Source organism: Maricaulis parjimensis (assembly GCF_016817355.1).
Lineage (GTDB): Bacteria > Pseudomonadota > Alphaproteobacteria > Caulobacterales > Maricaulaceae > Maricaulis > Maricaulis parjimensis.
The window spans coordinates 677797-701183 of record NZ_JADOTT010000001.1 but is presented as its reverse complement, the minus strand read 5'-3'; the positions used below and the strand labels follow the sequence as shown (position 1 = coordinate 701183).

At 61.3% G+C, this 23387-nt stretch carries 13 protein-coding genes and 1 tRNA gene; 7 read left to right on the top strand and 7 right to left on the bottom strand.

Annotated features, from left to right (window positions below):
- Positions 1-28 precede the first annotated feature (28 nt).
- The 5 genes from I0K07_RS03175 to I0K07_RS03155 all read right to left on the bottom strand — a co-directional run bounded on the left by I0K07_RS03175 (position 29) and on the right by I0K07_RS03155 (position 16471).
- Positions 29-2989, bottom strand: a complete 2961-nt coding sequence (locus tag I0K07_RS03175; RefSeq protein WP_203291232.1) for a TonB-dependent receptor — start codon at positions 2987-2989, stop codon at positions 29-31.
- A 165-nt stretch (positions 2990-3154) separates the two neighbouring features.
- Positions 3155-4165: a LacI family DNA-binding transcriptional regulator gene (locus I0K07_RS03170; protein WP_203291231.1), complete on the bottom strand. Its 1011-nt coding sequence runs from the start codon at positions 4163-4165 to the stop codon at positions 3155-3157.
- Between the two features lie 365 nt (positions 4166-4530).
- Positions 4531-14472, bottom strand: coding sequence for an Ig-like domain-containing protein (locus tag I0K07_RS16020; RefSeq protein ID WP_203291229.1), 9942 nt, complete (start codon positions 14470-14472; stop codon positions 4531-4533).
- Positions 14473-14872: 400 nt separating this feature from the next.
- Positions 14873-15919, bottom strand: coding sequence for an AraC-like ligand-binding domain-containing protein (locus I0K07_RS03160; RefSeq protein ID WP_203291228.1), 1047 nt, complete (start codon positions 15917-15919; stop codon positions 14873-14875).
- A 462-nt stretch (positions 15920-16381) separates the two neighbouring features.
- A tRNA-Ser gene (locus I0K07_RS03155) sits at positions 16382-16471 on the bottom strand.
- A gap of 300 nt (positions 16472-16771) precedes the next feature.
- Between I0K07_RS03155 and I0K07_RS03150 the strand changes: the two genes are divergently transcribed.
- The 4 genes from I0K07_RS03150 to I0K07_RS03135 all read left to right on the top strand — a co-directional run bounded on the left by I0K07_RS03150 (position 16772) and on the right by I0K07_RS03135 (position 18881).
- On the top strand, positions 16772-17068 hold the full coding sequence (locus I0K07_RS03150) for a hypothetical protein (RefSeq protein ID WP_203291226.1): 297 nt from the start codon (positions 16772-16774) through the stop codon (positions 17066-17068).
- A 207-nt stretch (positions 17069-17275) separates the two neighbouring features.
- Positions 17276-17947: a 50S ribosomal protein L21 gene (locus I0K07_RS03145; RefSeq protein WP_203291224.1), complete on the top strand. Its 672-nt coding sequence runs from the start codon at positions 17276-17278 to the stop codon at positions 17945-17947.
- A 16-nt stretch (positions 17948-17963) separates the two neighbouring features.
- Positions 17964-18233, top strand: a complete 270-nt coding sequence (gene rpmA, locus I0K07_RS03140; RefSeq protein ID WP_203291223.1) for a 50S ribosomal protein L27 — start codon at positions 17964-17966, stop codon at positions 18231-18233.
- Between the two features lie 120 nt (positions 18234-18353).
- Positions 18354-18881 (top strand): GNAT family N-acetyltransferase, encoded by a 528-nt coding sequence (locus tag I0K07_RS03135; RefSeq protein WP_203291221.1) that lies wholly within the window; start codon positions 18354-18356, stop codon positions 18879-18881.
- On the opposite strand, the gene I0K07_RS03130 is transcribed toward I0K07_RS03135, so the two are convergent.
- Together I0K07_RS03130 and I0K07_RS03125 are read right to left on the bottom strand one after the other, a co-directional pair.
- Complete coding sequence (locus I0K07_RS03130) at positions 18878-19906, bottom strand: EF-hand domain-containing protein (protein WP_203291219.1); 1029 nt, start codon at positions 19904-19906, stop codon at positions 18878-18880. The genes I0K07_RS03135 and I0K07_RS03130 overlap by 4 nt on opposite strands.
- 101 nt (positions 19907-20007) lie before the next feature.
- Complete coding sequence (locus I0K07_RS03125; protein ID WP_203291217.1) at positions 20008-20766, bottom strand: EF-hand domain-containing protein; 759 nt, start codon at positions 20764-20766, stop codon at positions 20008-20010.
- A 64-nt stretch (positions 20767-20830) separates the two neighbouring features.
- Between I0K07_RS03125 and I0K07_RS03120 the strand changes: the two genes are divergently transcribed.
- Genes I0K07_RS03120 through proB form a run of 3 tightly spaced genes read left to right on the top strand, consistent with a single transcriptional unit; the run spans position 20831 to position 23376 of the window.
- Positions 20831-21181, top strand: coding sequence for a hypothetical protein (locus I0K07_RS03120; RefSeq protein WP_203291216.1), 351 nt, complete (start codon positions 20831-20833; stop codon positions 21179-21181).
- 39 nt (positions 21182-21220) lie between these two features.
- Positions 21221-22270: a GTPase ObgE gene (gene obgE / locus I0K07_RS03115; RefSeq protein WP_203291214.1), complete on the top strand. Its 1050-nt coding sequence runs from the start codon at positions 21221-21223 to the stop codon at positions 22268-22270.
- Positions 22267-23376, top strand: coding sequence for a glutamate 5-kinase (gene proB / locus I0K07_RS03110; RefSeq protein ID WP_338041014.1), 1110 nt, complete (start codon positions 22267-22269; stop codon positions 23374-23376). The genes obgE and proB overlap by 4 nt, the downstream gene beginning before the upstream one ends.
- Positions 23377-23387 lie beyond the last annotated feature (11 nt).

The following is a 23387-nucleotide window of genomic DNA, read 5'->3' as shown; positions in this document are numbered from 1 at the left end:
ACCACCGGAGACGACACGGATTTCGGTGCTAGTAGGTGAAACGCGCACCGAACATGTAGCGTGCACCACCCTGGGCCGCGAAGAAGGCGGTGTTCGGATGGCGGCGATGACCGCGCGTGGATTCATCGGTCACATTGATGCCTTCCACGAAGAGGGTCAGACCGTCGCGAACCTCATAGCTCGCATTCATGTCGATCTGGCCATAGGCCTCGCGGTAGAACGGGTTGGGCCCGTTACCGGCCAGGTATTCATCACGCCAGTTATAGGCGATCCGGGCCTGGATACCGTCCTTGTCGTAGAAGCCGATCAGGTTGGCACTGTCACTCAGCCCCGTCAGGGTGAACTGTGTGACATTGTAGGGCAGAGCGTTGTCATACTCCACATCGCCATCGACGATCGTGTAGTTGGCGATCACGCCAAAACCGCTATCCCCGAACGTGTGTTGAAGTGCAATCTCCCAGCCATACAGCTCGGCAGTGTCGTCGCTGTTCACCGGAACGGTGACTTCAAAATTCACGAAGGGATCGGCCCCATCGACACCGTAAATGCTGCCGGTTGTGTAGCCGAGGCTGTTGGTGCCGGTGACCATGAATGTGGACGGGTCCGCATTGTCGAAGATCCACTGGCGGATATCCGTGCTGGACGCGTTCGGCCCCAGCGCAGCGATCGCGGCGGCGACCCGATCACCCTGACCTGGGTGAGGCAGGCTGAAGGCGGTCACATCGACCACATCGGAGCTGATGAAGTTCTCGACGTTCTTGCGGAAATAGCCAATCGAGAAATAGCTGTCGTCCGCATAATACCATTCGGCCGAGAGATCGAAATTCTCGGATTCGAACGGCAGGAGACCCGGGTCACCCTGGCTGCCGGTACCACCACCGACACGGAAGAGCTGATCCACCGTCTGGCCGCCCTGCATGAGATTATAGGACGGACGCGTGATGGACTGGCTGTAGGAGGCCCGCAGGACAACATCGTCTCGGACATCGACCCGGAAGTCGACGGCCGGCAGAAGATGATCATACTCACCGGTCAGGGTCGTGAAGTCCTGGGATCCGTCAAAGATCAGGCCATACTCATTGTCCGACACCCATTGTGTGCCAATCGGGATCGGCACGAGGGCAGAAGAGTCGATGCTGGTCTCTTCATAGCGCAGACCCATCACAAGCTGGGCCGGACGCTGGAAGACATCAAAGGCCATGTCGGCCTGGATGTAGGCCGCGAGGCTTTCCTCATTGATCCGGCGGTCCGTCGTGTAATCGGCCAGGCAATCGCCCGCACCACCACAGGCGCCGTACAACCCGTCAATCAGACCCACCATGCGCTCGAAGTCGAAGGTGTAGAAGTTCTGGATCATGTTGGGGTTGGAACTGCCCGACAGCGTGTCAAAGTGCTGCGGCAGGGAGCGCTGGACAAAGATGTCATCCGGAATGTCGGAAGCCGGGCCAATACCGCCCCACCAGTCATTCTGAAGGAAGCCATAGGCCGAGCGGACCTGGTTCTCGGTCGCACTCACACCGAAGTCGAGACTTTCGACAAAGTCGATATCCGGCTGATAGCTGCCGCGCAGCTGGAACTGCTCGATATCGCTGCGCTGATAGGCATTCCGGAAGGCATTGCCCGTGGCGAAAATGTTCGATGCGTCGGCGGGATCCATGCCGGGTGCGGCATCATAGTAGAGAACCGGAAGCTCTTCGGTGAAGTCGAGCCCCTGCATGGCCACACCAAAAACCGCCGTGCCCACAGACATGTTGGTGCCGTAAGGATTGGTCGGCTTCGATTCCGCTGAGGAGTCGTGATAGTCGAGCTCCAGGGACAAGCGGTCCGACACATCCCAGACAACATTGAAGCCCAGGCTGCGATTGATCGAGGCATTCTCGGTCAGGGCTCCGGAATAGGACAGGTCGGAATAGGCAGTACCGAAGTCTTCCGAATAGAAGAGCGGCCCGGCGACCGGTCCATCCGTCCAGGCACTGGACGTGTCACCATGGTTGAACCAGATGCCCACCATGCCGGTCCGCACCGAGGATTCATTGCGCGAATAGGTGTAGTCCATCGTCGCGGTGACAGTGTCGACCGGGCGGAACTGCAGGGTCAGCTGACCATTGATACGCTCCCGCTGGATTTCCGACAGGGCGTATTCAGCGTTCTGGGGCACGGCATAGACATCCGTGTCACCCGGACGGTTCGTGATGTTGGCATAGCGCGGATCACCCGGTTGGGCGAGCGAGCCCCAATTATTCTCCGAACCCAGATAGCCATCACGCCAACCGACATTGGCCTGGGCATGACCGAACTGACGGTCCTGATAACTGCCCGACAGGGCGATGCCCACGCGGTCATCGGCAAACGTGTTGGAGTAGATACCGGACAGTTCCGGCGAGATGCTGTCGCTGTAAAGCTCGGTCGAGTCGATCACGCCCTTGGCGCCGACAACGAAACGCATGCCGGGCGCCTCAAGCGGGCGCGTCGTGCGGATATTGATAACCGAGCCGATCCCGCCCGTCGGCACGGAGGCACGGGAGGTTTTGTACACCTCGACACCCGCAATGCCTTCAGAGGCGAGATTGCCGAAATCGAAAGAGCGGGAGGAAGGCGGGCTGGCGCCATCGCCGAGCGAAGAGGTCGGCATTTGCCGCCCGTTGAGCGTGACCAGGTTGAATTCCGGACCAAAGCCGCGAACCGTGACCGTTGCGCCCTCACCATTATTGCGCTCGATCGAGACACCGGTGATGCGCTGGAGCGATTCCGCGAGGTTCGTATCCGGGAAATTGCCGATATCAACGGCGGAAATGGCATCCACCACACCCTGGCCATCACGCTTGATGTCCATGGATGCGGCCAGACTCTGGCGGATACCGCTGACGGTGATCACATCGACATCGCTGTCGTCTGTGCCGTCCTGCGCGAAAGTCGCGCTTGTCCCGGCGGACAGGGCCAGGATCGACGCGCCAAGCATGAGCACGCGCGAGCGTAGTTTCGTAGACATTTTCTCTCCCCTGAACATCCCGGTTTTGACCGGGTTTGTCCGTTTATGCTCTACAAATTGTCCCGTTGTGTCAACTTTTGTCTTGTTTATCCAAGTTTATTGGGACAATTCTAGGACAATTGGATTTCGGACTTGCGCCGCATCTGCTTGCCATAACTGGGCTGGTCAGTCTTTTGCCGCCGTGGAGCCCCGGACCACCAATGCATGGGGCAAAACCTGGATTCCAGCAGCTTGTCCGGCCACAGAGTCCGATCGCGAGACCAGATCGAGCGCCAGTTTCGCCATCGCCTCGAAGGGCTGTTTCACCGTCGTCAGTTCCGGCCAGATCGTCTGCGAAATCTGTGACCCGTCGAAACCGGCCACCGAGAGATCGCCCGGGATCGACAGACCCATGTCGTTCGCCACCATGATGACCGCGGCCGCCATTTCGTCATTGGACGCAAATATGGCAGTCGGCGGCTCCGGCAAGGTCAGCAGCGACCGGGCGGCTTCCATGGCCGGATGAAAGGTGAAATCGGCTGAACGCACCAGGCTTTCATCGGGCAGGGGCAAACCGGCCAGACCAAACGCCTCTTCGAACCCTTGCCGGCGCAGCAGCGTGGCCACGTGACCGGGACGCCCGCTCAGAAAGCCAATTCGGCGATGACCCAAGCCGATGAGATGCTGGGTCATCTCCATGGCCGCCAACCGGTCATCCATGGCGATGGAGTAAGCGCCAGACACCGGGCGGGAGGGAGAAATCAGGGCGAAATGGACCCCCATCTCCTTGAGGAGGCTCTGGATTTCGAAGGAGTCGCAGAGCGGCGGAACCAGAATGACGCGTCGCACACCGGATCGTTCGATGAAGGCCTTGACCTGTCCGCCCCAATCCTTGTCGGTCTCGTCAAAGGCCTCAACAGCCAGGAAATAGCCCGCATCCCGGCAGGCATCGAGCAACGCCTGATATACACTCACCTGGTACCCGGCATCCGGATCACCGAAGAGAACACCGATCCCGCGATTTCCGGCACCGGAGAGGGCCGTGACCGAAGCGCGCGGCTCATAGCCCAGCGCGGCGATCGCATCCTCTACCTTGCGGCGGGTTTTCTCACTGATATTGGGATGCCCGTTCAAGATCCTTGATACGGTTTTCGATGAAACCCCGGCCCGAGCCGCAATATCGGAAATCTTGCCCATGACATCCCCCGTAAAGCCAGGACACCAATTGTCTTGTCCTGTCCGGACATTTGTCCCACACAGGACAATTCGGGGCAAGCGGTTTTATGACCCGGTGTCAGATCGCCGCTTCAATCACACTGGAAGGAAAATGGCGGTGGTGTTCGACAAAAACGGAGCGGTCTCGAAACACCGGATTTGAACCTGCATCAGGCCCGAATTGACGCCATTCGCGCAAGGCGCTTGAACGGCTTTCCTCGACGTCGGTTCGTACTCAGGAATGGCGCCAACCTGTTACCTGCGCCAGGACCCTGTTTGGTCATTCGAAACCAATCCGCATTGGTCGACAGCAGCCGCTGCCTCGCACCCTTGCGAGTCTACCGCCCCTAAAAGGGAAGGCTAACTTGCAGACGCCCGCTGCGGGCCGAGAAGTCACCCTCGCCGAGACCGTCGAAACTGGCTTCGCCGGACAGGAACACGCCGCCGGGCAAGCGCCCGCGCAGGGTGATTCCGGCATGGGCCCGCAAGGCGCCCGTCGAGACCGAATTGCCCTGCTCATCCATCAGATCCGCCGGGTCATAGTCCCAGACGCCGCTCAGACTGACACCCGGCTCCCACCAAGTACCGTCGTGCCGCTCGAACCGGTAGACGAATTCCGGTCCGGCCTCAAAGCGACCGACAGAAATAGTCTGCTCGGGGATATCGATGCCCAGGCTGTCGACATAGGCATCCTGGGTCTCCTCGAAATGCGCCAGAGACGCTGAAGGCCGGATCCGCCAGTTATCCGAGCGCCACTCGCCCGTGATGTTGGCGCGCAACATCATCCGGGTCGTCTCGAATTCGTCTTCGTACAGACCCAGCGGATCAACCGTGTTGTCGGACTGCCCCCAAAGAGCCATCACGTCGACAAAGGTTCCATCGGCGACTTCCCAGACAGCGTAGGGACCTGCCATCCAGCCCGCGCCGTCAATACGCGCGCCCCGGATCGCTCCGGCCTCTTCGGCAATGTCGGCTGTCACTTCATCCATCCAGTCGCGCTGGAAGATGAGACCGACCAGGGATGCCTCATTCAGCTGCCAGTCGACGCCAAACTGCAACAGACCGAAGTCGCTCGACACGTCCGCACCGTCACGCGTGTCCGACAGCGCGCTGAAGTCCGCACGCATCCAGACATCAAACGACGTGCCCGCAGCGTCCGAGTCCAGTGTCACGCCCGGCATTTGCGGAAGGCTTTGCTTCACGTGATTGCGAATGCCGGCCAGATTGGTCTGCATGGACATGACACTGCGCCCGCCCTGGATGTCCGCGCTGAAGCCGCCGGGCGATGATGCCGTCCGGTCGCGCAAGCGCTGGGTGAGGTCCGGCGCGCCAGACAGGATGCGATCGGCGCGACGAACCATGAAGTTGTTGATGGTCCGCATGGTCGCCAGCCGGACCGCTTCCTCATCGCGCGTATTGTTGAAGGTACAAACGATGGACTCGTTTGGATCGAGATCGATGTCCACACGCCCCGTACTCAGATCGATATTTGATCCGCCATCCAGGTCGCCGGAGCAGGAAATATCGTCCAGGCGCCAACCCGCCGGCAGGGTCTGCGTGACGTCATAGGCGCCAAACCGGGTCTCGACGATGGCCGAAGCCGCATAGCCTTGGCTGGTCGTCAGTTCGAGCCCGTCAAACGCCGCCAGGGAAGAGGCGAAGACAAAGGTCTCGTCGCGCTGAACCCCGCCTGGTGTTGTCGACACCAGCTGGATCGTGCCGAAACGCTCCTCGATCGTGACCGCCAGCGGGATCTCCACCACGATACTGTCACCTTCCGCCCGGGACCGAGCATTGGGCCCCTTGGCTGCGGCCTGGCCGTTGGTCTCGTTGATCACGGTGACGGTGCCCGTGTAATCGCCTGGCGCCAGATCATTGGCAGATTCAAGGACCGATATGGTCAGTTCGAGGTCCCCCAAAGCGGGAATAGTGCCGGATTCCGGATCGACTGCGATCCAGGGCACATCCACCTCAACCCGGAACTGGATGTCCTGGCTGCCCGGATTGGTGATGGTCGCGTCAGCACTGATATCCGTGACATCGACAACGTCTTCGGAAACAACGACGGAGACCTCGATCGGCCGCGAAACAGCCTCGATCGAAGCCTCGGTCGCATTATTGCCATTGCCGGCCACGTCCTGGGCAACATCCGCCGCCACAACGATCGAAACCTCACCCAGCGTGTCCGGTGTAATGGTCGCGGTGTAGAGGCTCTCGTCGACGATTTCGAAACCAGAAACGGACGCATTGGTCACCTGGATATCCGCCACATCAAAGCCCGACACACTCTCGGAGAAGACGAATTGCGCCACGAATGCGCCTTCGGTCTCCGCGCCCGGCACGGTGATTTCCAGTTCCGGGGCCGTGGCATCGGTCCCAACGACCAGGGTCTCCGCGATGGTATTGCCATTGCCGGCACTATCGACGGCCTGATCGGCCGCCAGGCCGATGCTCACATCGCCATCCGCCTCAGGCGTTATGAGCACAGTGTAGACAGCCCCCGCACCCTCCAGGTCCGACGCCGCGCCATTGTCGATGACGAGGTCCTCCAGCGCAAAACCGGAAACGCTCTCACTGAAGGTGAGGGTCACGGTAAAGGGCCCCGCCAGGATGCCGGCCTCGGAAACCGCCAGGGTCACGCCCGGAGCTGCGCCGTCGGACTCAATGGACAGGGTATCGGCCGCGCTATTGCCATTGCCGGCACTGTCTGCCGCCACGTCAGCCGCCACATCCACCGTCACGATTCCATCGGCTTCAGGTGTAATCGTGGCGGTATAGGTGTCGCCCGACCCCGACAGATCCGACGCGCTCCCATTGCCGACCGTGATGTCCGCCAGGTCAAATCCGGTGACTTCCTCGGAGAAGGTGACGGTGACGACAAAAGCGCCTGCGACCGGATCACTCGACTCCGTCAAGAGGCTGACCGACGGAGCCGTCGCATCACTCTCGATCGCGAACTGTGTCGCCGCGGCATTGCCGTTTCCAGCATCGTCTTCAACCACGTCTGCCGCAATATCCACAGTAACCGCGCCATCCGCTGAGGGCGTGATATCGGCCGTATAGGTATCGCCGCTTCCTGCTAGGTTGGACGCGGCCCCATTGCCGACATTGATATCCGCGATCGCAAATCCAGTGACACTTTCGGAGAATTCCACGGTGATCGAGAACGCGCCGGAAACCGGATCGGACGAGCTCGTCGAGATTGTCACCATTGGCGCGGTCTGATCGTTCTCGATGGAGAACTGGCTCGCCGCGACATTGCTATTTCCGGCATTGTCTTCAGCCATATCAGCGGCCACATCCACGGTCACGGCTCCATCCGCGTCGGGCGTGATGCTCGCCGTGTAGGTGTCACCCGAACCTGTCAGGTTCGAGGCCGAACCATTGCTGACACTGATGTCCGCCAGATCAAATCCGGTGACACTTTCCGAGAAGGTAAAATCCACCTCGAATGCGCCGGAAACCGGATCACTGGACGCCGTTGAAATGGTCACAGAGGGCGCCGTCCCATCGGTTTCGATGGAGAATTGGCTCGCCGCCGCATTGCCGTTCCCGGCATCATCCTCGACCGCATCTGCGGCAATATCCACGGTCACCGCGCCATCGGAAGACGGCGTGATATCAACGGTGTAACTGTCGCCCGATCCAGAGAGATTGGAAGCTGCACCATTGCCCACGCTGATGTCCGCCAGATCCAGTCCCGTGACATTTTCAGAGAAGGTCACGGTCAACTCAAAACGGCCCGAAACAGGTTCACTGGACGCGGTCGACAGCGCCACGGTCGGCGCGGTCTGGTCAATTTCGATCGAGAATTGGGCCGCGGCGGTATTGCTGTTACCGGCATCATCAACAACCACATCAGCGGCGACATCCACCGTCACCACACCCTCGGCTGTCGGCGTGATATCGGCCGTATAGCTGTCACTCGAGCCTGCCAGGCCGGACGCAGAACCATTGCCGACCGATATGTCGGAGAGATCAAAGCCCGTGACCGATTCCGAGAAAGTAAAGCTTGCCGTGAAAGCCCCCGAGACCGGGTCGCTCGCAGACGTCGAGATCACCACTGAAGGCAGGCTGACATCACTCTGGATCGAGAATTGTGTGGCCGCGGAATTTCCATTGCCTGCGGCATCCTCGACGGCACGGTCGTCCAGATCAACGGTGACTGCGCCGTCTGCAGACGGCGTGATGTCAGCCGTAAAAGTATCACCCGAGCCCTCGAGATTGGAGGCGGTGCCATTGCCGACCGTGATCTCGTCCACGGCAAAACCGGTCACATCTTCGGTGAAGGTGAAGGTGACGGAGAAAGCTCCGGTCACCGGTTCCACGGCCGAGCTGGTGATCGTGACCTCCGGCGCGGCTGTGTCGACCTCTACCGTATATTCGTCCATCGCCGTATTGGCATTGCCAAGCGCGTCGGTAAAGCTGCCGGCGGGCAGGATCAGCGTCAGCGTACCAGGGCCGTCGGGTATCAGCGTGGCCAGAGCGCCGACAACCGAACCATTGTCTTCGATCATTTGCAGATCGGTCAGAATGGCATTGGTCAAGATCAGGTCGGAAAATTCGAAACCGAGGGGGGCTTCCCCCCACAGGATTTGGAGTTCGAAACTGTGTCCGCTCACAAATCCGGTAGGCGGATAGCTCAGCGCCGGTGCCGGCCCGGTTTCATCATTGATCACATAAAGGGAGTTGCTGTTATCGGAGCCATTGCCGGCGGCATCTTCGGCCGCATCATCGGCAAGGTAAACATAGACATCGCCATCCGCGTCAGGCGTGATCGTGACGGAATATGTTGTTCCGGACCCGCTCAGATTACTCGCGGTCGCGTCGAGAAGATCGAAATCCGAGAGTTCCAGCCCGGTCACAGCCTCACTGAACACTACATCCACCGTGAAGCTGCCGCTGACATAGTCATTGGTCACCAAATTGACTGTCTGCGAGGTGCCATCACTCGTGCTCAGCCTGACGTTGGGGACATCATAGTCAGTCTCGACCGAGAATTGCGATGCCGCCAGGCTGTCATTGCCTGCCGTGTCCTGTGCCGCCGCGGCCGGCACATCAATCGTCACCGTGCCGTCCGTGGTGGGCACGATCAGAGCCGTGTAGACCGACGTGCTCACCGTGGAGAAAGTGGACACACCACCACCGCTGACGCTGATGTCGGACTGGTCGAACCCCGTCACATCTTCGGAGAAGGTGAAGGTCGCCGTGAAATTGCCGGAGATGGCCGACAGGCCACCGTTCGAGATCATCACAGTCGGGCCAGCGGAATCGCTTTCATAGCTGACTTGCGGGGCCGCCGTATTCCCGTTTCCGGCAGAGTCCTGCACGCCATCGGCCGGGAAGTTCACGATCACCGTGCCGTCCGCATCGGGTGTGATCTGGAACGTGTAGAACGTGCCCGTGATCTGGCTCAGATTGCTGGCTGTGCCATTGGTGACAGAGATGTCGCCTGCTGTCAGATCGACAACCTCCTCGGAGAAGACCAGCGAGACAGTGGTAATGCCACTGGTTGGCGTATCCGGCGCATCCAGGCTGACCGTCGGCACTGTTCCGTCAAACGTCACGGACAGCGTATTGCTGTCCAGATTGTCGAAGCCGGCCGCATCCTGGGCGACGCCCGAGGCGAGCGAAATGTCGATATCGCCATCCGCCACCGGCGTGATGCTGACCGTATAGGTCGCACCGGAACCGGTCAGATTGCTGGCCGTTCCGTTGGAGACCGTAAAATTGCCGGCCGTCAGGCCCGTTACGGCCTCGGTGAACTCGACATCGACGGTGAACGGTGCCGTGACATAGTCCGGTGAAGACGGGTCACCCGGTGTTCTTGCACTGTCCGACGTGCTCAGCGTGACGCCCGGCGCGTAGAAATCCGCCTCGATGGTGAATTGGGTCGCGGCCGTATTGCCATTCCCGGACCCGTCTTCTGCAAGATCAGCCGCAACATCGACGGTGACCGTGCCTTCGTCGTCCGGCGAGATGTCGGCCGTATAAACGTCGCCTGATCCGGCGAAATTGGACGCAGAACCATTGCCCACAACGATATCGCCAAGCACGAAACCGGTGACATCCTCCGTGAAGGTGAAGGTCACGGAAAAAGCCCCTGTCACCGGGTCCGACGCCCCGCTGGAAATCGTGACGCCCGGATTGGCTACATCGTTCTGCACGAGGATGGCGTTGTTGTTCGTTCCGGTCGGCGTGGTGTTGACCAGCGCATTGCCGGCCTTGTCGGTGATGGTGACACCACTGGCGAGGGACAGTTCGACTGTCGCATTAAGATCCGCCATGTCGCCACTGGCCAGTGAGATCTCGTAACTGTCGTCTGAGACATGGCTGGCGGACGGTGTCGCCGTGGTGCCGGTCACCGAAAAGTCCGCGCCGGAAATGGTGGTCGTGTCGAGATTTTCGCTGAATGTGACAGCCCAGGACACGACATCCGCACTGGTCGGCGTTGTCGTTCCCGGAAACAGAGCGATGCTCGACACGGTCGGGGCCGTATTGTCCACCGTATAGCTGCGCTCATTCGCGCCGGTCGGCGTACCCGTGGCCAGCGCATTGCCGTACTCGTCCTCGACGCCGCCGACCAAATTGATCAAGACTTCGCCGTCCAGATCGGCCAGATCACCGCCACTGGCGGTCACGGTGAAGCCCGTGGAGTAGCGGGACACCGACAGTGTCGCCGTGGTCCCGGTCAGCACGAAATTGGATGCCTCCAGATCGAAGCCGCCAGAGATTGAGCTGAACGCAAAATCCCAGGTCAGCGTATCGGCATTGGTGATTTCATCGATCGGGGATTGGCGCGTCAAAACGGCCAGGACCGGTGCCTGACTGGAGAGGGTATACGTCTCATCCGTCGCCGGTTCGCCGGACCCCAGAGCATTGCCGGTCGCGTCCGTGATGTTCTGCCCCGATGCCAGGTTGAGCCCCACAGTCCCGGTCAGCGAGGCCAAATTCCCGCCGGATACGGTCAGGGTGTAGCTACTGCCCGACCCGGCAATCACGCCGGTCGCGGTTGTGCCCGTGATTTCGAAATCATCGGCCGAGACATCGTTCACGCTCTCATCAAAAGTGATGTCAAAGATCAGCGTGTCGGCATTGGTGTTTTCGCCTGCAGGCGTATTGCGGGCAAAGGCCGTCAAGGTCGGGGCCGTGGCATCTGTAACCGTCAGCGTGTCAGACGCCGAACCGCTATTGCCCAGTGATGATGTGAGGTCGCCACTCGTATTGGCATAACTGCCGCTGGCAAGGGCTGTCACATCCGCACTGACCGTACAGCTGGAATCGGCCATCACCCGGCCCCCGGTATAGCTGATCGTGCCGCTTCCGGCCGTCGCCGTCAGCGTTCCGCCGGTACAGGTGGTCGCCGCGCTCGGCGGGGTCGCGATAAATACACCGGACGGCAGGCTGTTTGTGAAGTCGAGCGTAGTGGCATCAAAACTGTTGCCCACATTGTCGATGGTGAAAGTCAGCGTTGACGTGCCGCCCTCGGCGATGGAGTCCGGCGAGAAGGCGGCCGAGAAGCCCGGAGCCTCGGTCGCGGAACCACTGATCCGGATGTCGTAATTGGCCTCATCTGCATCATCGCTGACAATGTCGAGGTCGAAAGAGAACCCGCCGGCACTGGCCGGCGTATAGGTGACGGTAAAGGTGGCCGTGCCGCCCCCGGGCGCGACCGTGGAAGAACTGAAGGAACCGACCGTCACCGAGCCGCTGATATTCGAGGTGTTTGATGCCGACGCACTGATCAGGTTCAGCGTGTCCGTTCCCGAATTGCTGATGGTGTAGGTGACCGTTTTCGCCGTTCCAACCGGCTCAGCTCCATGCAGATCAATATTGTCATCGGCGACAGCGCCGCCTTCGGAAGACGAAATGGCGATTTCAGGCGCCCCAGGCGCGCCTCCGCCAACGGTGAAGCTTGTCACCGCGAAGGCCGAAGCCGCATTGCCGGCATCATCCGAGACCGTGACGGTACAATCGGCGTAGTTGCCGTCGGAAAGAGCCGAGCCGTTGTCGGTATCGGTCAGTGTGATGGTCTGGTTGCCTGTCGCGGAGATCGTCGTGGACGAGCTGGTGCCGCAGCTGCCACCCATTGAGAACGTGCCGGTCTCGTTGGTGGTGAAGACATAATCCGGAGTGGAGTCGCTGGTCGGGGTGGAGACCGCCGTTACTTCCGAGGCGGTCGGAGCGAGCGTATCGACCCGGAAGCTCGTCAACGACAGCGCATCGGAGGCGTTGCCGGCGGCGTCGGTTACGGTGACGGTGCAGTCTGAATAGGTCCCGTCCGACAAGGGCGAACTGTTGTCGGTCTGGGTCAGCGTGATGGTCTGGTTTCCAGTCGAGGCGATCGATGTCGAACTGCTGGTCCCGCAACTCCCTCCCACTGACAGGGTGCCGACCTCATCGGTGGAGAACACATAATCTGGCGAACTGTCCGAAGTCGGCGAGCTCACGGCGGTGATCTGCGCGAGGGTGGGCGCTGTCACATCATTCGCGATCTCGATCGTGTTGTTGTTCGTGCCGGTCACGCTGGTGTTCACCAGCGCCAGACCATCGGCATCTTCGAAATCCGCGCCGGGCGCGAGGCTGAGCGTCACGGTGGCATTCAGATCCGCGAGGTCACCTCCCGCGAGCGAAACCTCATAGACGCTATCGCTCACGGAGCTGACCGTATGGGTCGCCGAGGTGCCGGAAACAACGAAATCTGCGTTGGCAACCGTGGCGCTGTTCATGTCCGCGCTGAAGGTCACGGTCCAGGCGACCGTATCGGCATCCGTTGGCGAGACCGTGCCCGATGCCAGATCAATCCTGGCAATTCTCGGCGGCGTCGCGGCCTGGGCGAGCGTATAGCTGTTCTCATTCGCCCCGGACGGGGTGGTGTCGACGAAGGCATTTCCGGAAAAGTCGGCGATATCCTGACCGCCCGCGAACGACAGTGTGACGACGCCTTCAAGGCCCGCCAGATCGCCGCCGGAAACGGTGACATCATAGACCCCGTCGCTGACTTCCTGGACGTCGCTGACACCCGCCGTCGTGCCACTGACCGTGAAATCACTGCCGCCCAGATACTCCACCGCTTCTGAGAAGCTGATCCGCCAGGTCAGGCTGTCTGCATCCGTGGTTTCCGTTGCCGGCACTTGACGGGCGATGGAGATCAGTGTCGGCGCCGTGGTGTCATTCGCGACGGTATAACTGTTCTCATTGGCGCCGCTGGGCGTCGTGTCGGTCAGAGCCAGGCCGACAAGGTCCTCGATATCCTGATCGGGCGCGAAGCCGAGTGAAACAGTGGCGTTGATAGAGGCCAGATTGCCGCCAGCCACCGTCACATCATAAACACCGCCGCCCTGGGCATTGATCTCCGTCACACCCGCGCTGGTGCCACTAACCGTAAAATCGCTGCCGCCCAGATAGGTGACCACTTCGCTGAAGGTGACCCGCCAGGTCAGACTGTCGGCGTCGGTCGTTTCACTCGCGGGATCTTGACGTTCGATGCCAACGACCTCCGGCGCGGTGAAATCATTGCGCACCGTATAGGTCGGCTCGTGGAGCCCTGTTGGCGTGTCGTTTTCGAGCGGATTTCCGACAAGATCCTCGATATCGGTGCTGTCGGACAGGGCGATCGTCACCGATCCTTCCAGATCCGCCAGATCGCCGCCGGAAACCGTGATGTCGTAAACACCATCACCAGCGCCGGAGACCGGCGTGATCTCCGTGACCGCGGCGGTCGTTCCGGTCACCACCAGGTCGCTACCGCCGAAATAATTCACCCCCTCATCAAAACTGATGCGCCAGACCAAGCTGTCGGCATCGGTCGATGGATCGGCTGCTGTTTGTTGCTCCAGACTAAGCAGCGTTGGCGGATTGGACAGCGTTCCCGGGCAATCGCTGTCATAATGCGAGGGGTCGATCAGACGAGACCCGAACGCGGTTTCTGCCGTCACAGTGCGACGAGCATTATAGTCGTACACGATATAGCTGAAATATATGTCCTGGACATAGTCGCCATCACCATTCGGGAAGTCGATATCAGTCGACTTCACAAAAGTGGCGGCCGCGAGGTCATATTCATCTGCGTGGTCGACATCGTAAACAGCACCATCGGAAACGAAGAAAAAGACGATTTCGTTGGACAGTTCACTTCCACCGGAGTCGCGCGTGTATATCCTCACCAGATAAACGGTGTCATCAGACAAATACTCGCCGGCATCGAACGCGTGGCTAACAACAACCTCTGAGCTTGAACTTGCCGTACAAGCACCATCGCGCGACAGCGAAATATCTCCGATCGTCACCGACATTTCCTGCGCCTGTGCATCACCACCCCACGCAAGAGATGCGGCGACGCCGGCGCAAGCCATCGACGGCCAGGCGGCGCGAACACGACGAAAAATTGTTGCCCCGGAACCCCCGCTCCTGGCCCGTCTACCCGGATTGCACGCCATTTCACCCCCCGCTTTTGTGGGCAAAGCCCCACCCCGTCAGCGGATCTGATCGGTCCGCTCGGGGGCGTCGCGCCTGGCCTTGCGAGTGCTTCAGCATCGCCAGATCACGTAAGATTTCTAGGGCAGGAGTATGATTAAACAAGGATTTTCGGGCACGCCGACCCAGTTGGACAAGTGTCTCGCGCTCTTGGAGGTGCGTCTCAATTCGCGCAATGCGCCGGACACAAGTGTCCCGGGCCACCGCCGACGATCAACTGATATTGGCGATCCAGTAGGCGTATTTGGTATCCCCTTCAGGCAGTACCTGCGGGTGGGAAAAGTCGCGCATGACCCGTGCGCCTTGCTCGCGTGCATCACGGGGCGACACACCGAACCGGGCCTTGAACAGGCGCGAGAAATGCGCCGGATCCTTGAAACCCCAGTCATACGCAATCTGCGCGATATGCCGGTGCAAATGGCGGGGCGAGATGAGGTCGGTGAAGGCCCGTCGCAACCTCATTTCCCGGATAAACTCCATCACCCCTCCGCAGGCTGCGAAAACGCGATAGAGGCGTGCCCTGGACAAGCCCAGCGCCAGAGCAAGACTCTCCGGCCCGAGATCGGGCCGGGAAAGATTGTTCTTGATGAAGACCTGCGCATTCAGCAACAGGGCATGGTCCGCCACCGCCGGCGGGTCAGCCGTGTCGAGCGCGACGCCGTTCAGCGCCATCGCGGCGAGCTGCACGAGGGCCTCTGCGGCTTGCGGCGCTTGGGCGAGCGAAATCTCCGCCACCGCCTTGTTCAAGGCCAGCACATAGTCGCGCAGCAGTCGCCCCGAACCAGTTCGGGAATCAAAGACGAGACCATGGGTGCAATCCGGCGCCCGAAGTAGGGGGGCCAAGCGGCGGCGCGGAATGAAAACATTGATGATTTCATAGTCCGTCGTGGACGACGCGAAAGTCTCGGAATGATCGAGATTGACGAAATCGCCGACCCCGGCCGAGACCTCCCGGCCGCCGCAAACCATTTCGACCGAGCCCTTCAAGAAGACATGCAGCTGGTAATGGTCGACGCCATCCCGTGCGATTCTGGTGATGTCGCGCTTGAAAGTCTGGGCGCCCAGGGCGCAGTGATTGATGGCGATATCGTCCAGCAGGAAGCTTTCAACCCGCGCAAAATAATGATCCCGCGTCCGGTCATCATAGGGATTGACCTCGAACACGACATCCATGGCCTCGCGCCAGGTCCGAAACCGGTCCTCGACGCTCAAAGCCGATGTATCAAAATACGAGGTCTCGACGAGCGGAGCGCCAGACATGCGGCCTCCCCCACCACAACGACGACGTCAAGCCTAAGCCAAAACAGTCGTTGAGTTCAATCGGATGGTTGGCCGGGACCTTGTGAGGGGCAATTGGGAAGAATGGTTCACGTGCCCGAAACTTGCTCAGCCCTCCATAGAAGCCACCGCGTCGAGCACCCAATCGGCGATTGCGGGAGCCAGTTGCGGGGCCAGTTCCATCTCGCCGAAACGGTGAACATTTGGCGCTACTCCGGGCAGGTGAAGCGGAATCGCAAGTTAAATCCTTGTTGATCCGCCCGGATCAGGGAAAGCGAATTCGAGTACCCGGACCACCGAACTTGGTGGGTTGAGACTTTCGATGATTTCGGGGGTGTGAGGTTAAGTCCGTCAGGTCTCGGTTCCGCGCACGGCTCAGCAAGCCCCGGCACTTGGGGCTGATTTTTCCAGTTCATGGATTGAGACGAGACCCGCAGGTCTGAATGGCGGAGAGAGAGGGATTCGAACCCTCGGTACCCGTAAAGGTACAACGGTTTTCGAGACCGCCCCGTTCGACCACTCCGGCACCTCTCCGCACGGGGACCCGTGATGGACTAGCGGTCGAACTAGTTCAAGAGAGGAGCACTGCCTGGGGCAGTGCGGGCGACCACTCCGGCACCTCTCCGCACGGGAAGCGGGGTTTTGACTGAGCGAGCGGACAAAATCAAGAGCTGAACACTGTACACCCACGGACCCGATTGCAGATTGCCAACATTGAGCCGGTCGGGCAGGGTCGCCGCCTTTGGTTGCGTCCTGCGGGACCAATCGCAGATGAAACGGGGTATCCGGCGGAGAAACCGAAATGGTCCCGTCCGGACAAGGTGGGAGTATTCCATGAAGACGACTTTTTTGACCGCTGCAATCAGCCTGGCAGGCCTTGTCCTGCTATCGGCCTGTGCCACGACCGATGATGAGTATGCGGGCATGCCGGATGAGGGCGTGACCGCCGAAGGCACGGAATATACCTGCCGCCGGATCCGCGTGACGGGCTCGCGCCTGTCCGAGCGCGTCTGCGCCTCCAATGCGGACTGGGAAGAGCAGGCCCGTCGCACCCAGGAAGGTGTCGACGCCGTCGGTGCCGGCAATCGCGGCCCGGTGCGTCCGGGCGAATTCGCTGGCCCTGGCCGCTGATCGCCTGTCAGGCCTGGCGGTCTGACGCATCACAATGATTGACTCTGGAGCGGGCATGCGTATAACGCCCGCTCCTGCTCGCTCGGCCAGCCGTAGCGGGCCCATAAATGATGAACAACGCTCCGGGCATACGGGGTGAAGAAAAAGGACCTCGCCAGACCCGTAAAACAAGGGCTGGACGGGATCGAAAAAAAGGATCGGACGATCATGTTTGCAGTGATCAAGACCGGCGGCAAGCAGTACCGCGTAGCCGCTGGCGACGAAATTCGGATTGAAAAGCTCGACGGCGCACCCGGCGATACGCTGGCGCTCGGCGATGTCCTCATGCTCGGCTCCGACGCCGGCGTCACGGTCGGTGCTCCGGTCGTTGATGGCGCCCAGGTGATCGGTGAGCTGGTCGACACAAACCGCGCCAAGAAGGTTATCGTCTTCAAGAAGCGCCGCCGCCAGAACTACCGCCGCACCAAGGGCCACCGTCAGTGGGGCTCCCTCGTGCGCATCGCGGAAATCGTGGCGCCGGGCGAGAAGGCCAAGACGAAGCTGAAGTCGACGACGGCTGCGCCGAAGACGGAAGACGCCCCGAAGCCGGCTGCCAAGGCTCCGGCCAAGAAGGCTGCCGCTCCGAAGGCTGAAGCCAAGGCGGCTGCACCGAAGAAGGCTGCCGCCCCGAAGGCCGCTGCCAATGACGACCTGACCCAGCTGACGGGCGTTGGCCCGGCGTTGGCGACGAAGCTGAACGAAGCCGGCATCACCTCCTTCGCCCAGATCGCGGCGTGGACGGATGCTGACATGGAGACCCTCTCCGAGACCGTGACCGGTCTCAAGGCCAAGGCCGAGAAGGGTGACTGGATCAACGCCGCGAAAGCGCTGGCGTCGTAATCGGAGGGCTTAACTCATGGCTCACAAAAAAGCAGGCGGTTCATCCCGTAACGGTCGCGACTCCGCAGGTCGCCGCCTTGGCGTGAAGAAGTTCGGTGGCCAGGAAGTCATTCCGGGCAATATCATCGTGCGTCAGCGCGGCACCAAGGTGAACCCGGGCGCCAATGTCGGCATGGGCAAGGATCACACCCTTTTCGCCCTTACCGAAGGCCGCGTGAAGTTTGCCAAGAAATCTGGCGGCAAGGCATTCGTATCGGTTGAACCGATTGCCGACGCAGCCGAATAGGGCAGTCCATGACATAGCCGGACTGTCCGCCTAGCGGGGTCCGGAAGCGCAAGACGCGCAAAAGGGGAGACGGACCACCGCCTCCCCTTTTTGTTTGCCTTCTCCCCGAAGGAGCGGACCATGGGTCCCCGGATCGAGACTGAACGTTGCCTGCTGCGCTTGCCGGAAATGGCAGATGCTCCGGCCGTGTCCCTGTATTGCGGCGATTATGATGTGGCCAAGAATACGGCCCGCATTCCCCACCCCTATCCCGCGCTGGGCGCGGAGATGTGGGTGCTGATGACGCGCGCCAGCTGGAAGCCGCAGGGCAATCAGTCGCTCACCGTGGAACATGCCGGCGAGGTGATTGGCGGCGGTGGCGTGTTCAAACGCACCCCGTCCTCGCAATGGGAGATCGGTTATTGGATCGGCAAGCCCTGGTGGGGCAAGGGGTTCGCGACCGAGATCGGCCAGGCCCTGGTCGATCTGGGCACGAAAACCCTCGGCGCCACCCGGCTCACCGCCGCCCATGCCGACGACAACCCCGCCTCCGGCCGCGTGCTGGAGAAGCTCGGCTTCGCCTATACCGGCGAAACCGGTGAACACTTCTCCATGGCCCGCATGGGCCAGACACGCTGCCTGGCGATGGAGTGGGCCGGAGCGGCCTAGCCACCAGCTGCGGCGACGTATTCGTCAAAGCTGACGCGACCATTCCCGTCGATATCGTGGGCGGCGATATGCCCAGCTGCCGAATTGAGCGGCGGGCTTGCACCGGCTTCAGGCTCTCGAAGAAAGTCTTCCCGTGATGGTGGCGGAGTGGGCTGGGCCCACTCCCGCTCTGCCGCACACGCCTGGGCGACCAGGTCCTGATCCAGCCGGGGCCGCCGCGAGGGCGGGGCTGGCGGGGCGGCCTCCAGGGCAGCCTGCCGCGCTTGCGCCCAGGCCTCGATCACGTCCGGATCGAAGTCGGTGCGGGTGATAAACCCGTCACCATCCTTGTCCTGCATGCCAAAGACGAATTGGTGTCTTTCCAGCTGAGCCCGGCTGAACTCCAACGCGGTCACGATACCGTCTTCATCGGCATCCCATTCATTGAATTGGAAACGCCGCTGCGTCAGCCAATGCGCCTCCAGCACATCCCAACATTCCGCGTTCACGCGATCCGGCTCTTCCATGAAGCGGGTTGAATCGAGGTCTGCCGGGATGAAAACCCCGCCGAACATCGACCCGGATCGTCCGGCCAGCGTTTCCCGGACATGATAGGGCAGATCGCCACTGTCCCGCACTGAAAGCTGGTAGAGGACATCCCGCAGCGTACCAGACCGCTCCCAATACTCTTCCCAGAGCATTTCGCGATCATACAGACCCGACACTGCATAGGCATTGAAGGTGCGCATGCCGTAAAGCCGGTCTTCCGGCTCGGCTTCGGCGGGCTGGATCAGTTGAACCAGAAGGAAGGCGCCGGCTGTAGCGCCGATAAAGGCGGATGCAATCATGATGGGACTCCCTGGCAGGCGCGCCATCGGCCCGAACTGGGAATAGGCGCGCATCGCATCGCGAAGAACCGCACTCGCCGTCCGCCCCGCCCGTTTGCAGGCCTCCAGAAAGGCCGACTTCTCCTCCGGAGACAGGCGGATTTCCAGGGCTTCCGTCTTCTTTGACGGACGCTTGGGTTTCGGATCGGTCTGGCTCATGCGTGCCCCTAGAGTGTCCACACCCCGTGATTGCACCAGAAAAAGCGTGCCCGGGCCTAGAGAAATCGTGTCCGGGCACTGAAAAGTCAGCCGTTTGATGCCTACCAGCCGGCCACGACCCCAAGAAACTCTTCCGAGGTAATCGCGCCATTCAGGTCCAGATCGAAGAGGACGAATGTCCGTTCCTGCGGCGAGGCGGACCGGGCGCGCTGCGCCAGAACAGACCCAGTATCCCGCACCGGATCCGAAACGCGCTCGACGGGCGCAAGTGCGCGTTCCGCCTGGCAGGCCGTATCGGACAGGACGGGACGGGTGCCAGCAGCTTCGGAGACAGCCATCATGCGGGCCGTCATCGCCGGGGTCTGCGGCACCGTATAATCCGCACGCGTCACGACGCCATCCTGGTCACGGTCCATGGTTTCAAACATAGCGACATGCCCGGCACGGCGGACTTCGCTGAACTCCCGGGCGCTGACCAAGCCGTCACCATTTTCGTCCCAGCCGTCAAACGTATGAACCTGAATAGCCCGGCGGGTCGCTTCAACCGCATCCCAGCAAGCCTGGGAAATCGTCTCGGGCGCCTGACGGAAGCGGTAGATGTCCAGCCCGGTGCCATGGAACACCGAGGTTGAAAGCGCCCCCCAGGACGCGCCGAAACCTTCAGCCATCAGGACGGATCGGGCAGATCCGTCTGCGGCAAAGTATTCAGACCGGGTCAGCCTCCGGTCCGCATTGCCGTCAAAGCGGACAAAATCCTGCATCCCGAAAAGGGGCTGCGTGTCGGTCGTGGAAACGGGTTGAACAAGGGCCATCAAGGCCCAGGCACCAAGAGCGGCGCCGGAAAAAGCAGATGCAATCATGATCGGACTCCCTGGCAGGCGCGCCATCGGCCCGAACTGGGAATAGGCGCGCATCGCATCACGAATGACGGCGCTCGCCGACCGCCCGGCCCTCCGGCACGCGTCCAGAAAGGCGGTCTTCTCCTCCGGAGACACCCGCACTTCCAGCATGCCTGTTTTCTTGGAAGGCCGTTTGGTCATTGATCTGCATCCATCACTCGAAGCTCAGCCGAGCCTGATCGATTTTCATATTCCAGCAGTTTCGCGTTCATACCGCGCCGCTTTCGTGTCCGGACCGGCAAATTTGACGGCGGCCCGGCGGGTCGCGCAAGTTCAAGCGTGTATGGACACGCAAAATTCGCTGGCAGACTTGCGGAATTACCGCAGAAATCCGCTGAAATTCGCGATATTTGTCTATATAGACAGTCGGCTCTGAAATAGGGCCCAACCGCCCGTACTTGAAAAGACCGCGACTATGAAATTTCTCGACCAGGCCAAAGTCTATGTTCGCTCCGGAAACGGGGGAGGCGGCTGCGTCTCCTTCCGGCGCGAGGCCTATGTGGAACATGGCGGTCCCGATGGCGGCGATGGCGGCAAGGGCGGTGATGTCTGGGTGGAGGCCGTGGAAGGCCTGAACACGCTGATCGACTATCGCTACAAGCAGCACTTCAAAGCCCAGACCGGTCATCACGGCATGGGCAAGAACCGCACCGGAGCCGGCGGTGAGGATGTCGTGCTGCTGGTTCCGGCCGGCACGCAAATCCTCGATGAGGACAAGGGCGAAGTCCTCGCTGACCTGACCGAGATCGGACAGCGCGTCCTGCTGGCGCGCGGCGGCGATGGCGGCAAGGGCAATTCCCGCTACAAATCCTCCACCAACCAGGCTCCGCGCAAGTCCACACCCGGCTTCCCCGGCGAGGAGCGCTGGATCTGGCTGCGCCTGAAACTGATCGCCGATGTCGGCCTGGTTGGCCTGCCCAATGCGGGCAAGTCGACCTTCCTCTCGGTCGTGTCGCGCGCCCATCCCAAGATCGCCGCCTATCCCTTCACCACGCTCTATCCCAATCTGGGTGTCGTGGATCTGGGTCCCGGCTCACGCTTTATCGTCGCCGACATTCCCGGCCTGATCGAAGGTGCCCATGAAGGCGCCGGAATCGGTGACCGTTTCCTGGGTCATGTCGAACGCTGCGCCTCGCTGATCCATCTGGTCGATGGCACGCAGGAAGATGTGGCCGACGCCTACCGCACGGTGCGCACCGAACTTGAAGCCTATGGCGCAGGCTTGGACGAGAAGACCGAAATCCTTGCGCTCAACAAGACCGATGCGATGACCGAGGAAGACATCGCGGAAAAGAAAGCCGCCCTTGAAGCCGCATCCGGCAAGCCCGTGCGCCTGCTTTCCGGCGTGTCCGGTGACGGGATCAAGGATTTGTGCCGCGAAGCCTGGGATGTCGTGCTGGAAGACCGGGCGGCAGAGAAAGCGGCCGCCGAGGTCGAGGAAAACGGCGGCTGGACACCCTCGTGACCCGTCCCGCCCTCGCCTCGCTGACCTCCATTGTGATCAAGGCGGGTTCGGCGCTGGTGCAGGCCGGCCCGGACGTGCTGGCAGCGATTGCGGCGGATATTGCGGGTTTGCGGGCGAAGGGCGTGAATATTGTCCTCGTGTCATCAGGCGCGGTCGCGCTGGGCCGCCAGCGGCTGGGCCTGGACCAGCCGGTTCTGAGTCTGGAACAGAAACAGGCCGCCGCCGCCGCGGGCCAACCCCGTCTGGCCGCAGCCTGGGAGACGGCCTTCTTACCCCATGGACTGGCGACGGCTCAGGCCTTGCTCACCCTCGATGTCACCGAAAACCGGCGCTCCTGGCTCAACGCCCGGGCGACGCTCCAAACCTTGATGGAACTGGGCGCCATCCCGATCGTCAACGAGAATGACACGATCGCCACGGACGAGATCCGCTATGGCGATAATGACCGGCTGGCTGCCCGGGTCGCCCAGTTGATCGGCGCGGACCTGCTGGTTCTCCTGTCCGATATCGACGGTCTCTACGAGCAGGATCCGCGCACCCATCCAGACGCACGCTTTATTGCCGATATTCCGCGCATTGATGCCGCCATCCACGCCATGGCCGGCAGTGAAAATGCCCAAGCGGCGGTCGGCACGGGCGGGATGCGCACCAAGATCCTGGCCGCGGAACTGGCCGGCCGCTCCGGCTGTGCGACCGCCATTGCCCTGGGCCTGGCACCCAATCCCGTCCTCAGCCTGGAAGACTTCGCGCACGGGTCCTGGTTCCACCCGGCCCGCTCGGCAGCCAGCGCCCGCAAGGCCTGGATTTGCGGATCGGTCAGTGCGGATGCCGCCGTGCGCATTGATGACGGGGCGGTCCGCGCCCTGCGCGCGGGGAAATCCCTGCTGCCCGTCGGCATGACCGCCGTCGAAGGCCGGTTCGAACGAGGCGACACAATCCGCATTCTGGATGCTGCCGGGCAGACCATCGGCCGTGGCGTCACAGCCTATGCTGCCGAGGACGCGCACCGCATTCTGGGTGCGCGCACGGAGGACATCGAGGCCCTGTTGGGATACCGCCGGGCCAGCGCCCTGATCCATGTCGACGATCTGGTGCTGGATGACTGAGTTCGTATCAT